16 protein-coding genes are annotated in these 15,176 nt (G+C 30.3%); 4 read left to right on the top strand and 12 right to left on the bottom strand.

All coding sequences use genetic code 11. The annotated features are described in order from the left end of the window. Positions 1-54 precede the first annotated feature (54 nt). From accD to tsaE, 4 genes are all read right to left on the bottom strand, one after another. On the bottom strand, positions 55-903 hold the full coding sequence (accD, locus tag EOV51_RS00215) for an acetyl-CoA carboxylase, carboxyltransferase subunit beta (protein WP_128148652.1): 849 nt from the start codon (positions 901-903) through the stop codon (positions 55-57). A 90-nt stretch (positions 904-993) separates the two neighbouring features. After that, positions 994-1,359 (bottom strand): hypothetical protein, encoded by a 366-nt coding sequence (locus EOV51_RS00210; protein WP_128148650.1) that lies wholly within the window; start codon positions 1,357-1,359, stop codon positions 994-996. 1 nt (position 1,360) lies between these two features. Beyond that, positions 1,361-2,557: an alanine dehydrogenase gene (locus EOV51_RS00205; protein WP_128148647.1), complete on the bottom strand. Its 1,197-nt coding sequence runs from the start codon at positions 2,555-2,557 to the stop codon at positions 1,361-1,363. 1 nt (position 2,558) lies between these two features. Continuing rightward, on the bottom strand, positions 2,559-2,960 hold the full coding sequence (tsaE, locus tag EOV51_RS00200) for a tRNA (adenosine(37)-N6)-threonylcarbamoyltransferase complex ATPase subunit type 1 TsaE (protein ID WP_128148645.1): 402 nt from the start codon (positions 2,958-2,960) through the stop codon (positions 2,559-2,561). A gap of 98 nt (positions 2,961-3,058) precedes the next feature. On the opposite strand from tsaE, the gene EOV51_RS14585 reads away from it, so the two are divergent. The 3 genes from EOV51_RS14585 to EOV51_RS00190 all read left to right on the top strand — a co-directional run bounded on the left by EOV51_RS14585 (position 3,059) and on the right by EOV51_RS00190 (position 5,869). After that, positions 3,059-3,250 carry a C4-dicarboxylate ABC transporter gene (locus EOV51_RS14585; protein ID WP_164875216.1) on the top strand — a complete coding sequence of 64 codons (192 nt, stop codon included), beginning with the start codon at positions 3,059-3,061 and terminating at the stop codon, positions 3,248-3,250. Continuing rightward, positions 3,247-4,128, top strand: a complete 882-nt coding sequence (locus EOV51_RS00195; RefSeq protein ID WP_164875215.1) for a substrate-binding domain-containing protein — start codon at positions 3,247-3,249, stop codon at positions 4,126-4,128. The genes EOV51_RS14585 and EOV51_RS00195 overlap by 4 nt, the downstream gene beginning before the upstream one ends. 70 nt (positions 4,129-4,198) lie before the next feature. Next, the gene (locus EOV51_RS00190; protein WP_128148641.1) at positions 4,199-5,869 is read left to right on the top strand and encodes a tetratricopeptide repeat protein; all 1,671 of its coding nucleotides are present in this window, start codon (positions 4,199-4,201) and stop codon (positions 5,867-5,869) included. A gap of 113 nt (positions 5,870-5,982) precedes the next feature. On the opposite strand, the gene EOV51_RS00185 is transcribed toward EOV51_RS00190, so the two are convergent. The 8 genes from EOV51_RS00185 to EOV51_RS00150 all read right to left on the bottom strand — a co-directional run bounded on the left by EOV51_RS00185 (position 5,983) and on the right by EOV51_RS00150 (position 14,563). Next, positions 5,983-6,567: a cysteine dioxygenase gene (locus EOV51_RS00185; RefSeq protein WP_128148639.1), complete on the bottom strand. Its 585-nt coding sequence runs from the start codon at positions 6,565-6,567 to the stop codon at positions 5,983-5,985. A 183-nt stretch (positions 6,568-6,750) separates the two neighbouring features. After that, the gene (locus tag EOV51_RS00180; RefSeq protein WP_128148637.1) at positions 6,751-7,539 is read right to left on the bottom strand and encodes a hypothetical protein; all 789 of its coding nucleotides are present in this window, start codon (positions 7,537-7,539) and stop codon (positions 6,751-6,753) included. A gap of 2 nt (positions 7,540-7,541) precedes the next feature. Then, on the bottom strand, positions 7,542-8,252 hold the full coding sequence (locus EOV51_RS00175) for a hypothetical protein (protein ID WP_128148635.1): 711 nt from the start codon (positions 8,250-8,252) through the stop codon (positions 7,542-7,544). Positions 8,253-8,256: 4 nt separating this feature from the next. Beyond that, positions 8,257-8,982: a hypothetical protein gene (locus EOV51_RS00170; RefSeq protein WP_128148633.1), complete on the bottom strand. Its 726-nt coding sequence runs from the start codon at positions 8,980-8,982 to the stop codon at positions 8,257-8,259. 447 nt (positions 8,983-9,429) lie between these two features. Then, entirely contained in the window at positions 9,430-9,738 is a 309-nt protein-coding gene (locus EOV51_RS00165; RefSeq protein ID WP_128148631.1) for a TM2 domain-containing protein, read from the bottom strand. A gap of 196 nt (positions 9,739-9,934) precedes the next feature. Beyond that, complete coding sequence (gene lysS, locus EOV51_RS00160; RefSeq protein ID WP_128148629.1) at positions 9,935-11,632, bottom strand: lysine--tRNA ligase; 1,698 nt, start codon at positions 11,630-11,632, stop codon at positions 9,935-9,937. Positions 11,633-11,701: 69 nt separating this feature from the next. After that, positions 11,702-12,751 (bottom strand): WG repeat-containing protein, encoded by a 1,050-nt coding sequence (locus tag EOV51_RS00155; RefSeq protein WP_128148627.1) that lies wholly within the window; start codon positions 12,749-12,751, stop codon positions 11,702-11,704. A 123-nt stretch (positions 12,752-12,874) separates the two neighbouring features. Continuing rightward, positions 12,875-14,563, bottom strand: coding sequence for a hypothetical protein (locus EOV51_RS00150; protein WP_128148625.1), 1,689 nt, complete (start codon positions 14,561-14,563; stop codon positions 12,875-12,877). A 229-nt stretch (positions 14,564-14,792) separates the two neighbouring features. Between EOV51_RS00150 and EOV51_RS00145 the strand changes: the two genes are divergently transcribed. Then, the gene (locus EOV51_RS00145; RefSeq protein ID WP_228427651.1) at positions 14,793-15,104 is read left to right on the top strand and encodes a septal ring lytic transglycosylase RlpA family protein; all 312 of its coding nucleotides are present in this window, start codon (positions 14,793-14,795) and stop codon (positions 15,102-15,104) included. Positions 15,105-15,176 lie beyond the last annotated feature (72 nt).

Genomic DNA, 15,176 nt, shown 5'->3' with positions numbered 1-15,176 from the left:
GTGTTTTTTTGTTAATAAAAAAAGAAAAGCTTTATTAGCTTTTCTTATTATCTATTATTGATTGCTCATTAGCATATCAATGCAATTGTAAAGTGTATTTTTTAAATCTTTTCGATGTGAAATGATATCTATAAACCCTTTTTCAAGTAAAAATTCGGCTGATTGAAATCCTTCCGGCAAATCTCTTCCTATAGTTTCACGAATAACTCTGGGTCCTGCAAATCCAATAAGAGCTCCTGGTTCTGCAATGATTAAATCTCCTGTTGAGCCATAAGAGGCTGTAATGCCTCCAAATGAAGGATCCGTTAAAACAGAAATATATGGTAAGCTGGCTTGACCTAGTTGAGCAAGCTTGGCCTCAATTTTAGCTAATTGCATTAAGGATAGGCCTGCTTCCTGCATACGTGCACCTCCCGACTGGCATATAATTACGTAGGGTAATTTATGTTTTAGGCAGTAGTCAATAGCTCTTCTGACTTTTTCTCCTACAGCTGAACCTAATGAGCCGCCTATAAAGCTGAAATCCATGCAAGAAATATAAATTTCTCTACCATTAATTTTTCCTACTGCATTGCGAAGTGCATCTGTAAGCTTTGTTTTAGCCTGAGCTTCTTTTAATCGATCTTTATATGCTTTGGTATCTGTAAATTTTAGTGGATCTTTACTTTCAATTTTAGTATCTCTTTCAGTAAATTTTCCATCATCAAACAGAATTTCAAAATATTGCTTGCTTCCTATTCTTACGTGAAAATCATCTTCAGGACTTACGTAACAGTTGGCTTTTAATTGGTCTGTTTCTATTATTTTCCCGGAAGGAGTTTTGTACCATAGTCCTTTAGGTACATCCATCTTTTCACTGAATTCAGTATTGATGTTCTTTTTACTTCGAGTGAACCATCCCATAAATATGTCTTTTGATTTTTAGGGTGTAAATATAGCAAAAAATTAAATATTTATAATTTGACATTTTTTATATAAAGCTGTTTTAAAAAATTATTGAGCCCTGCTGATTGAGTCAATAGTTACTTTATCTTTACATTTTGTAAATTTTAATTGTATCTTATCATAAGAAATAAGATAATCAGGACATGGCTTTGATTGAGCATGACTTTTTTTAAAATCAATTTTTCCTTTAACTAAAACCGTATCTGTAATATATGATTTAGATTTGTTTTCTATATTTAAAAAAGACAGACTAGCATCAGAAAAAGCTAATTTTTTTGTTTTTACTTCTGCTAAAACTCTGTCATTAGGTAAATATGACCAAGAAAAAAGTTTATCACCAAATACAAAGGTTATAAAAACAAGTCCAATTGAAAATCCAAATAAATATAGTTGCAAGCGTTTGGAAAACTTCATTTTAAACAATTAAAAGATTAATATCCTGATAAGGTAGCTGATACCAAGCTGCTATTTGTTGATTGGTAATACGCCCCTTATACATGTATATTCCACGGCAAATACCTCTGTTAAGAGAAAACATAGCTTCAAAACCTCCCTGATCAATAACATCAAGGAAATATCCTATGAAAAAATTGCTAAGAGCTTTGGAGGCAGTTCGGGCAACTTTTGAAGTTATATTGGGTACACAATAATGTAAAACTTCGTGTTTTATCATTATTTTTTCTGAATGAGTGCAAACTTCAGAGGTTTCAAATATTCCCCCATTATCTATACTGATATCAATTACAACTGCACCTGGCTTCATTTTTTGAACCATTCCTTCCGTTACAATGATAGGTGAACGCATTTCACCCCGTAAGCACCCAATAGCCACATCGCATCGAATTAACGCTTTGTTTAGTTCTTTGGGATCCAGGGTAGAAGTATATAAGCGTCTACCTAATAATTCCTGGAATCTTCGAAGACGGGTTAGAGAATTATCAAAAACTTTAACAGTTGCTCCCAGACCTAACGCTGAACGGGCTGCATTTTCACCTACTGTACCCGCTCCGATAATGACAACGTTGGTGGGGCGAACTCCTGTAATTCCTCCCATCAGTAAACCATTTCCTCCATTAGACGAAGAAAGCAATTCTGCTGCTACTAATATGGCACAGGTACCTGCGATTTCTCCAATAAGTCGCATGATGGATAAAGAATTGTGACGATCTCTTATATATTCAAAGCCTAAAGCAGTTATTTTTTTTGAGGATAACTTTTCAAAATACTCTTTGCATTGTGTATTTATTTGAACGGCAGATATAAGATAAGAGTTAATTTGCATCATATCTATCTGCTCCGCAGTCGGAGGTTCAACTTTAAGTATAATAGGATTTTTGAAGACTTCTTGAGCATTATAGGCTATTTGTGCACCAGCTTCTGAATATTGACTGTCAGAATAATGTGCACCCAGACCAGCACCGCTTTCAATGGTAATTTCTATTCCATTAGCAGTAAGAACAGAAACTGCATCAGGGGTAAGTGCAATTCGGTTTTCTTTAGATTGTTGTTCCTTAGGAATTCCGATTTTTACTTGCCCTCCTTTCTTTATGACTTCTATTCGTTCTTCCTTGGGAATAAGTTCCTCTTCAGAAAAAGGTGTGAAAATACCCATCTTACTTAAACGTTATATATCTGGTTTGATCTTTCAAATTTAGTAAAAATTCATGATGTTCAGGTAATTCAGATACAGATATTTCAGGCCATTCAATAAAGCAATAATTTCCGGAATCTATATACTCGTGAAAACCAATATTAATTAGTTCTTCGAAATCATTGATTCTATATAAATCAAAATGATAAATTTTACCTGACGGATAATGGTATTCATTAACTATGGAATATGTGGGGCTGGAAATCTCATCATCACTCCCAAGATTTTTCCCTAAATACTTCACTAAAGAAGTTTTACCCGCTCCTAAATTACCGGAAAGTGTAAAAATTTTGTATTTGGCATTTTCTATAATATAGCTGGCTACTCTTTCCAGATCTTCAAAGGACTGTACAGTAAATTCCATAAATATGCAGATTTTTAAATATTATGAATTGAAAGACAAAAATATGTAAAAAAATATTTTATAACTTTGTAATTTAGAATGCTTTTAAAAAGGTAGATATGAATTTAAATTATAAATCTCTTTCAGGATTTATAGGTGCTGGATATTTCATTATAGGGATTTTGGTAATTCTTTATAACAAATTTATTATTGAAATGGATCCTAAATGGGCTCGTATCCTAGGTGCTTTATTTATTCTATATGGTTTATTCAGAGTATACAGAGCAATAAAGTTTATGAAACAAAAATGAGTAAAATAATTAAGTTTTATAGTGTTGTTTTACTAGCTGCAATTTTAATTAATTGCCAAAAGGATATTAAAAAGAAAGAAAATTATAGAAAGGGTAAATTAACGTTAGCTATAGATCCTTCTTTTCTCAATTTAGGGAATGCTTTGGTAGATGTATTTCATTCGAGCTATCCGGAGGCACACATATCATTAAAAGCGGAAGTTGAAGATTTAGCCATTGCAGATTTAGTTAATGGTAAGGTGAAAATGGTTATAGTGGGTAGAGATTTAACCCAATCAGAAGCCCAGATTTTATACAATAAAAGAAAAATAAAATGCATTTCCGCTCAAATAGCTTGTGATGCAACTATTTTTATAACTTCTGTTACTAGTGATATTGATAAGATTTATTTAAATGACATACGGCAGAATATTTTTAGTTCAGATAGTAAATTTGTTTTTGATAACGGGAATTCAAGTAATTATAATAATATTTTAAGAAAATTAAATATCCAACAAGATAAAAATAGAAAGTTAATTGCTTTTACCAACTCTAATGATGTTATTGATTTTGTGAGTAATAATAAGTCTCATATAGGAATCATAGGTTTTGATGTCTTAAGTGATCAGTCAGATCCTAAGGTTAAAAATTTATTAAAAAAAGTAAAAATACTTCCGGTTGTTGATAGTAATGATAAATTAGTTTTTCCAACTGTACCTAATTTAAGAGAAAATATTTATCCTTTTACTAAACGTGTTTTTTTGCTAAATGCTGAAGGAGACTTTTTAATAGGGAGTAGTTTTGCCCGTTTTTCCGGTTCTCAAAGAGGGCAGTTAATAGTTACAAGAGCAGGATTACAACCGTATTATTTATATAAAAGAAGAGTTGAGGTACATTGATGTAATTATAATAAAGTTATATATCTTTAAATAATCTAATAAAATAATAAGAAAAATAAAAAAGAATAGGATGAATTTTAGAACGAAGCAAATCAGTGCAACATTCACTATTACAGCTATGATGCTTAGCGGTATAGTAACAGCACAAAATATTCAGGAAGGATTGAATTTACTGAATAATGATCAATATAGTAAAGCTCAAAGTGTTTTTGAAAATCTTATTTCACAAAATCCAACTGCTGATAATTATTATTATCTGGGATATTTTTATTTAAAAAATGAAAATCCAAATATTGATTTAGCAATACAAAATTTTAATAAAGGGTTGGAAAAAGATCCTAAATCTTATCTTAATAAAATAGGGTTGGCAGCTGTTAAACTTTATCAAAAAAACAAGTCTGCAGCTAATGCTGATTTTGAATCTATTGCCAAGGATACCAGATATAAAAATCCTGAAGTTTTATTTAAAATTGCAGAGTCTTATGTGTTGTTCAGAAAAAATAAGGATACAATGGATCCCGATAAATCAATTGAGTTTTCAAATAAGCTATTGGAATTAGTAAAAAATAAAGATAAAGCCGAATATTATATTGTATTAGGGAATGCTTATTACGAAAAAGGAGATGCTGGTAAAGCTATGTCAAATTATACAAAAGCATCTGAAATTGCTAATGATAAAGCAGAGGCTTATATGTTAATAGCAAATATATATGGGAGAACATCAAGTGTAGATAAAAGTTTGGTAAATGAAAATTTTAAAAAGGCATTAGCCGCAAATGCTTCATTTGCTCCTACTTATAAGTATTTAACTGATTACAATGTACGAACTCAAAATTATGCGGAAGCTTCTTCAAATTGGAAAAAATATATAGATTTATCAGGACAAAATACAGGAAGTAATTCTATGCATTTAGCTAATATTTATTTTTTCGCAAAAGATTACACTCAGGCATTAACTATTTTAAATCAGTCTTGGAATTCAATAAACGATACAAGTAAAAATAGGCTTAAAGCTAATATTTTACTAGATAAATCCGATTTTTCGGAAGCTTTAGCTGCAATGAATGAGTATATGAAAACTACTCCGGATTCAGAAAAAACAGGTTATGATTATGGCCTTTTAGGTAAGATTCAATATAGCCTTGTACCTACAGCTACCGGAGAAGAAAAAAACAAATTAACTAAAGAGGCTATTGTTAATTTAAGTCAGGCACAAAGTAAAGGAGATAAAGCCTTTAATTATATGTCTTTGATAGCCGATTTAAATCCATCAGCTACAGCAGGATCAAACTCATCAGCTCCTACCAATGCAAAAATTGAGTCTTTAAAGAAGGCTGTTGCATCAAATCCTAATGATACTAAATCTTTATATGAATTAGCAACTGAGCAATATACTGTTAATGATTATATAGGTTCTGTAGCTACATGGGATAAATTGATAGCATTGATTCCTGGCTGGGAAAGCTCTTACGCTGGAAAAGGTATGGCATTATATGGATTTGACAGAACCGACCAAAGTGGTTTAGCTGCACAATCATATCAAAAATATATAGATTTGGTTGAACCTAAAAAAGAGTATTCTGATACAGAAAAAGCATATTTATCTATTGCTTATTCTTTTTTTGCATTCAAAGAATATCTAGCAGATAATAAGGAAAAAGCTCAGGAATATATAAATAAAGTGTTAGCTGTAGATCCTCAGAATTCAGATATTCTTAACTTACAAAGTCAGATAAAGTAAATGAATTAAATATTGTAAAGAAAACGATTAAGTTTTAAATTATATAAAAAGACGTTACTAATTGTTAAAGTAACGTCTTTTTTATAAACTGTTATAAATTTTTTGGAAATTATTTATAATTGAACAATTTTATCAAAACATTCTGTAGGTATATTCCATGAACAGCAGGTTGCTTTTTCATTTAAATATCCAATTTTCTTATTTTCAATGTCAAAAAGTCGAACTCCTTTTAAGGATGTTTGAGGTGTGTGATAGATGTGCAGACTTACAGAAATATCGGAAGAATTGTTAATAACTGAATGTATACCTCCTAAATCTTCAGGAAAAACGGCTCCTTCAGAAGCTATTCCTTCACCTTCATATTCAATAAAATCATTGCTTTCGATGTAACTAATTTCAGTTAAATTACCCTTTAGAACTTTAATAAGTCCATCATAATTTAGATGATCGTGTATTGCCGCTTTATTGTTTATTCCCCACAACATTAAAATTGCACAGCAATTCTCTGAATAAATAGGAAGACGGACATAACTATTATCAGGAACCTGAGAGTTTTTTATATTAAAAGCAGCATCAAAATCTTCAAACTCAAATTTAAATAGTTCTTCAGCCACACTTTTATAATCCGTTTTTTGCGATTTTAGATTTTCAATAGTTTTAAGTAATAATTCACTTTTATTTTCAGCTATTGTTTTCATAAATTAAATTTTGATTACGCGCAAAGATAATAAAAATATATGCATTCAATATTTAATTCCTATAGATTTAGTAGAAATTAAATACTTACTTATTTGCTAAATCTTTAAATCAATAATAAATTATTGATATTTGTAAATGATTTTATATACAAGTATAAAGCCATACGGAAAAATAGTAAAATACTAATATTTTACTATTTTTATTGCACCGCTAATAACTTTAAACCTTTGGCTATTCCAAGCTCCGGAACCTACACCGCAAGTTATAACTGTTCCTTGAGTATAAGAATCTATAGTTGTTATCTCATTAGGGTTGGGTTGATTAGATACGGTAGATGAAAGTAATGAGTTAATACTATAAGCGTTATTAATTCCTATAAATGTTTGAGAACTATAAGTTTGATTAGTAGGAGTTATAGTAGTGTTACAGGTAATCTCATATATGCCATCATCCGGAATAGTATATGCATAGTTCGTTGTACTGTATCCACTTTGACTGTCTAAATCAACATAATCCATTTTAATTTTGTATGGTGTGGAATTATTGGCATCTGTTACATGGTCTGTGGTTTCAGCTGTTGACTGATATGCTGAAAGTATTACCTGTGGTATTTTTGATGTGCTGATAATTTGATTTAGTTTTAGATATGTGATTAAGTTGTCCCACGAAGCAGGGGCATTATTAGGGTTCCAAACATTTAAACCACTGGTATCAGTATTTGTTGAAAATGCCAATAAATAATTGGCCGGATTCGATATGGTAGTAGCATCAGTATAACTTAATAGATTTACGGTAGGAATAAGAATACCTAAATTTTTATTTTCAGGAAAATCCATATCTAAGATAGTGGATGCATCAGGTAAATTTTCATTTTCAGGCTTAATACTAATAGCGATCTGACCTTTTAAAATATTCACAGACAGTCCTAGAAAAATGAAACTATATAGTAAATATGCAGAACTTTTTTTCATGATTAATCTATTTTTTTAATATTAATTGCACCGGATGAAGTATACGAAGCTCCAGTAGAGCGGAATATAGTATAAGTTATTTGATCACCCTGATTAAATTGTCCTAGGTATACTTTTTTAGTCCCCAAGTTGGTCAAGGCCGAAGGTTGGCTAAATGTAGACTCAGCCACAAGCGTACCGTTAGATTTTATTTTTAATATAAAGTAAGAATTAACGGAGTTTACGGAAGAAGCCCTCCAGTTTGCAGATATTTCATATAAACCTGTAGTAGGTATTGTATAAATATTATTACTAACAGAACCGTTATTTAATACTAAAGTGTTCATTTGTAATACTACATCCGTATTAACTGCTGATGTTTGTCCACTGGTTACCCCTACAAAATATACTCTTTCAACACCCAAAGAAGCAATGTAGTTTGTTACGTCTTTATTCGTAGAAAGCTTTTGCCATTTAGTACCGTTCCATTGAACCAGACCTTCTCCGCTTGTAGCATTAGTATTTACCACCAATAAACCGGTTTTAGGATTTGAAACCGGAGAACTTACTGTTAAATCAGATATGCTGATTCTTGGTACAAGAAGCCCCTTGTTTGAAGTTCCTACTTCTAATATGGCAGGAGCTCCGGCTAAACTGTCTCCTATAATGACCTGAGCATTTAAAAGTCCAGCTAAAAACAAAAAAAGAAGAGAAATAAAATTATATTGTTTCATAATTTTAGAATTTTTTAACGTAAAAATATTTGATGCGGGTATCTCCATTTGAAGATAGACTATAAGTTCCGGTACATCTAACAATGTCTCCTTGGTTTAAAGAACCAGAATAAACTGAAACGGGTGTCAGATAAGTCAATATGTAGTCTCTTTGCTTTGTTGATACTACTCTTTTAGTTGTATCTTCAGTACTAGACCCATTTGGATAAAATTGAAGATAAATGGTTGAATTTTCGGAACCCGTGGTTGTTTTTAAAGCCACATCCATTCCACAATAAATACTATATCTACCCGTCGCCGGAACAGTAAAATAACTATCAGTTCCTGTTGTAAATGAGTTTTCTTTATTTAACAAAACAGAAGTTGAAGAAAAGGTGAGCTGTGTCGCGGTATTATTGATGAAAGATTGTGAAATCATTTCATTAGCTATGACATAGGGCTGTTCCAAACCAAAATTTAGAAACGCATCAGGAATATGATCATTGACCATTAAATTTTGCCAGCTGTTATTTTCATCACTCCAATAATACAAACCTTTGTATAAAGATGATGAGGAGTCTTCTGTAGTATTATATATAATTAAACCATTAACTGCATTAGTGATAGGAGCCTTTGTATCTACGGAAGTTAGTGCTGTTTGGGGAATTGTTATTCCTTTATTGTCAGATGAAATATCTAATAGTGAAGTTGAATCTGGGGAATTGTTACCTATTCCTACTTGAGCATGCATACTAATACTAAAAATTAATAAGCCTTTTATCAAAAATTGGTTTTTTAGTGTCATTATTTTTTAATTAAATGATTAAAACAAAACTTTTGCAAATCTAATTAGATTTTGTAAATAAATATTTATTAGTAATAATATTTTTTTATAAAAGTATCACCTTTTTTAATTATTCATTAGGGTTATGGCTAAAATTAATGTGTTGAATAACTCAAATTGATACGAGATAAAATAGAAAATAATTTAGAAGATTTTTATTTTTTAATAAAATATTTCCGATTATAATAATTACATATTTTTCACTAAAAGCATTTAATAACAATTCTTTTGGAGTTTTCTACAATATTAGAAACTAAGTGAATTAATTAATACTTATAAACTATTACGTAATAAAAGCTAAAGGTTTTAAAAAAGAAAATACACAATAAAATCTAAAAATATTTTAGTATAAACTTATTTATCTTCAGACGTTTTACTTGATAGGGAAGATATCATAGATAAATTTCTGGCATATTCAGCTTCTTTTTCTTTTCTTTCAATTTCTGCTATCAAACGGGATATTTTCAAATTGTGAGAATTCACTTTACCAGGAATTAAAAATATATCTAAAAAAGTCCAAATTCCCAATCCGCCAAGGGTAATCCAATATAAAATTTGTAAACCGAATTTCCCTAAATATGCATAGTGTATGCCAAAGAAAAACCAGCATAAATATGCAGTTCCAGAGGATTTCATTTTAGACATTAAATAGTGTTTGTTCATGGTATTTAAATTTATTCCAAATATAAAATTTATCGTACAATTTCCAGAGAAATTTTTATAATACAATTATCTGCAATTTAATCTAATCGAGTTATAGGATATAATAAATTATTATATTTCACTCTTATTTTTACCACTAATTGAAAAAAGACTATACAAAGGTATAGTCTTTTTAATTTAATAATTTATGATATTTTTAATCAGATAATTGAACTGTTTTAGTTTCACCATCAACAATAACTTTAACTAAAGAGTGTTTAGTAAGTGTTTTTATAGATTTATCCCATTTTTTCCCACTTAATCCAGCCTGAGATTTTAAATCAGTTAAATTTAGGGATGAGTTATTGTTTTCTAAAATACTCAGTATGATTTTCTCATCTTCAGATAATTCAATAGATGATGTTTGTTCGGGTTTCATTTGAGGGAAGAATAAAACTTCCTGAATAGATGCATTGTTGGTTAAAAACATAATTAAACGATCCATTCCAATACCTAATCCTGAGGTAGGAGGCATGCCAAATTCCAACGCTCGTAAAAAATCCTGATCTATAAACATTGCTTCATCATCTCCTTTTTCCGATAATTTTAGCTGCTCTTCAAATCGCTCCCGTTGATCAATAGGATCATTTAACTCGGAATAAGCATTTGCGATTTCTTTTCCACAAACCATTAATTCAAATCGTTCAGTTAAATCTGGATTTGAACGATGTTTTTTGGTTAAAGGAGACATTTCTTTGGGATAATCGGTAATAAATGTCGGTTGAATAAAATTACCTTCACATTTTTCGCCAAAAATTTCATCGATTAGTTTTCCTTTCCCCATAGTTTCATTAACTTCAATACCCATGCCTTTAGCAGCTATTCTTAGTTCTTCTTCTGTTTTTCCTGTAATATCAAAACCGGTATATTTAATAATAGCATCAGTCATAGAAACACGAGGATAAGGTGCTTTAAAATCTATGGTATGTTCGCCGAATGTAGCCTTGGAAGTACCGTTTACTGCAATAGCACAATGTTCAAGCAGCTGTTCTGTGAAGTCCATCATCCAGTTATAATCTTTGTAGGCTACATATATTTCCATTGCTGTAAACTCCGGATTATGGGTTCTGTCCATACCTTCATTACGAAAATTTTTAGAAAATTCGTAAACTCCGTCAAATCCTCCAACTATAAGTCTTTTTAAATAAAGTTCATTGGCTATTCGAAGATATAAAGGAATATTTAAAGCATTATGATGAGTAATAAATGGTCTTGCAGCTGCACCCCCTGGAATAGATTGCAATATAGGCGTTTCCACTTCAAAGTATCCACGATCATTGAAAAAATTCCTCATAGCATTGAAAAGACGCGTTCTTTTAACAAAAATATCTTTTACCTGAGGATTTACAACCAAATCAACATATCTCATCCGGTAACGGAGTTCAGGATCATTAAAAGCATCGTGTACGTTTCCTTCTTCATCGGTTTTAGGTAAAGGTAAAGGACGTAAAACTTTAGATAAAAGAGTAAAGTCATTTACCATAATGGTTTTTTCACCCATTTTTGTTACAAAAAGTTCGCCCTCAACCCCAATAAAATCTCCTAAATCCAGAAGTTTTTTATAAAAATCGTTATACTTGAATTTATCGTCGTCCGGACATAGAACATCTCTGTTAAAATACAATTGTATTCTACCTTCACTATCCTGAAGTTCAGAAAAACCAGCTTTACCCTGAATACGATTAGACATGATTCTACCGGCAACTCTTACCTTTTCTCCTTCCTTAAAATGCTCCTTTATTTTTTGTGTAGAATTTGTGATTTTGTATTCATCAGCAGGATAAGCTTCAATTCCTGCCTCTTTTAGCTTTTGTAGTTTTTCCCTACGAATTAATTCTTGTTCTGATAGTTGCATATTAACAATTTTGTGGTGCAAATTTACTAATATTCTAGTCTTTTACGGTTAATAATCTTGTTTTTTGTTTCATCGGATAGGATGTAAATCATCTTTTAATTTACCGTCAGCATCGTATGTCTCTCCAGTGGATAAATAATAGGTTGTCTCATTAGTATCATAGTATACTGATTTGCTAATAACTTTGTTTGGAAATATCTTTTTTATTTTATTTCCACTGTCAATAAGTCCTTCTGTGAAAATTTGCTTATTTTTTTTAAAAAAGTACGCATAATGAATTTGAAAAGGGCTTACTTCATCATATTCAGCAGGAATAACGATTTCGCCTACTGTGTTCATAAAACCGAATTTTTTGTCTGTTTTGCCAGAGGAAATAATTGCGTATCCATTGGAAAAAGGACTTTCAAAATTAATTTTAGAAGTGGGGGGGATTTTGATATTTCCGTTATAATCTATATAAAATTTTTCCTTAGTCAATGTTTCTATCATTAATAAGCCATCTTTTCCAAATGTACCTTCAATGTTCCAATCTGGATGAGTTATTATTTTTAACTGTGGGGTGTAAACCACATATTTTTCTTTATTAGGAAAACGGTTATCATCAATTTTAGCATATATATAATTATCTTTTACATGAATATAGTTATATTTTTCAGAGAATATCTTTTTTCCTTGTAGATCAAAAACAGATATTTTTTTATCAATTTCAGCTAATATATAATGCTCTGTAATTCTAATGTTTGAATAAAAAGAAGGAAGAATTTCTTCACCATGAATTGTAATTACTCCCTTGAGTATATCTTTGCCGTATGGTTGTACAATTACTAAATGATTTGAATAAATAGCAGGTTCAGCAATTTTATAATTAATTCTTATTAATTCGTTTAAAGACTCATCATATCGATATGTATAAACGAAACCAGATTTTTTACCTATATAAAAATAAGAATTAATTTTTGTTAACGAGTCCCACTGCGCAGGAATTTGTACTTCACCTTTTTCATTTTTCAGACCGAATTTTACATTATTACTATCATAAAAGATTTGAAGGTTTATAGTTTGTGAAGACATGGTCTTATATGTAAATAAAAGAAGTATGTATAAAATTATAATTTTCATATTATTCAGCAATCTTAAAAGTAAACAACGTATACTAAACTATATAGTACTAAAGGTATAAAGATTTAAAGAAAAAGACCGCTAAATTAGCGGTCTTTTTGTTAGATAATATAATTAAAAATTTTATCTTGTAATCTTGATTTGAGAATAAGCTGCACCTGTAGAAGGATCTATAACATCAGTAGCTATATAACCGTTGGCATCTTTAATCGTAATATTTCTTAAATAACTAGTTTTAGCAACACTAAAGAAGCTAATTTTTCTGAAAGGAATACATAAAGTGAAATTGAATCCTTTATCAGTAATGTTTGTAGGAGTCAATTTAACTTTTTTACCCTGTTCTAAAATTCTTCCGTTATCTGCATATACATCATAAGTCATTTCAAGATCACTAGTAATTACTTTTCCAGTAAGAGGATATTTGTAATCTAATGCTGCTGTAAAGCTATAAGAGGTCAATCCATAGCAAGGAAATGCGGAATTTTTATATGATCTAAAATTAGAAACGGCAAATGTTTTTGTATAGTTACCTATATTCCATAATTCTTTGTTATTTTTAAATAACTCAGTTGTATATAAAGGAATTCCAAAACTTCCAAATGAGAAAACTCCGGAAGAATAGAAATCACCTTTGGAAGCAAATCCAGTCTCATTAGTTACACTAGCTCCACCTACTGAGAAAGTTTTAAGACCAAAAGTTATGTTTCCTTTAACATCAATTAAATCCGTATTAAATAAAGTTACTTTAGGAATAATAGATATTTTCATATCAGAAGTTAATTCTCCAACTAAATCAGATTTTACAACTGAAGAATTAGTGATAGAATTCTCATAGATAAAATGGCTTGTTTTATTAGGAACACCATTGTAATATGCAAAACCAACTTTTAAATTTCCTGAAGCATTAAATTCAATATTTGAACTTTTAGCAATATTAGCTTCAATTTCAACAGGGAAATTTATTTCATTGATACTTATTTTAGCAGGAATATTTCCTAAAACTTCACCAGCTGGAATAGTAATATCAACTTCTATCTTTTTTAATAATTCTAGCAAATTAGCTGGAACATTTTCAATTAAATTATGAGTGATTTTTTTATTAAAAGCTCCTTCGAATTTATAATAAGGATGCATAGACGTATTTAATTCGTAGTAAGCAACCACTTCATTAGGTAGAATTCGGGAATTACCAAATCCTATTTTCATGTTGAATGTAGAGCTTATAGAAGTATTTGGATTAAGTATCATACCTCCATATTTGTACTCCTGAATAAGATTAAATATATCGAATGTAAATGAATTGCTATAATCTTTAGTAGCTAGTAAAGAACCGGTAGTTCTTGATTGAATAGCTTTTTCAGCCTGTTGGGTATTAACTGATAATTCAATAGATCCGCCATTGAATAAATCTCCTAAATAAGCTTCGGATGTTCCAAGGTTATAATTATTTCCTGAAATTGAAACGGAATTAATTTTTCTTAGATATGAATTTTCTCCTGACTTAACATAAATGATTGTTCCTTCAACCAGCTTTTCTTTAATATCATCACTGGGTGACTGCAGACTAAACGATCCTTGCTGCATACTAGCTTCAGAGCTGGTAAGAGTAGCGTTTTCTGACGAGATTTTTACTAAATCCGGATTTATTTCTAAATCATTCAAAGAGTATTGAACTCCATCAGAAGCACCAGACTTATTTATTACATCCGTTTTTCCAGAAGCTCCGGAGGATAAAATGTTGCTGGATTCTTCAGTACAAGAAGAAAGTAAGGCAGCAACGGATAGTGTTAAAATTAGATAAATTTTTCGCATAAATTTTTTTTAATTGTGAAATTTTTTACTTAACTAAATTGGGTTAGTTTTATCTTAATTGCGTAAAGGTAAGAATAATATCTTAGTCGTAAAAATCTTTTATTTGATATTTTAGCTCTTATTTCTTTAACTTCGTTGTACTGTTTTGAATACTTAAAATTAAAATATTTGTATGAAGTACTATAATTTTTTTACACTGATATTTTTATTAGTGATTACATCCTGTTCAATGAACACATCAAATACATCGTACTCTAGAGCAACCGTAAGTTGGTACGGGCGTAAGTTTCATGGTAAAAAAACTGCAAGTGGAGAGGTTTACAATATGAGAAAGTTAACAGCAGCTCATAAAACTCTTCCTTTTGGTACCCGAGTGAAAATAATAAATCCGGAAACGCATAAAAAGGTTATTGTCAGGATTACAGATAGAGGGCCTTTCGTTGCAGGTAGAGATTTCGATTTAAGTCGAAAGGCTTTTAAAAAAATTTCTGATCTGAATAAAGGGGTTATTAAAATACAGTATAAAGTAATTAAAAAATAATCTAATAACTTTTTTAAGGAAAAATATGGGAAAGACTCTTATTTTATATAGGGTGTATGTCGTTTTTTTATT

The sequence above is a fragment of the Apibacter raozihei genome (assembly GCF_004014855.1).
In the GTDB taxonomy this organism is placed as follows: domain Bacteria; phylum Bacteroidota; class Bacteroidia; order Flavobacteriales; family Weeksellaceae; genus Apibacter; species Apibacter raozihei.
Note: the sequence above shows the minus strand (reverse complement) of the source record. Positions and strands in the feature narration are given on the sequence as shown.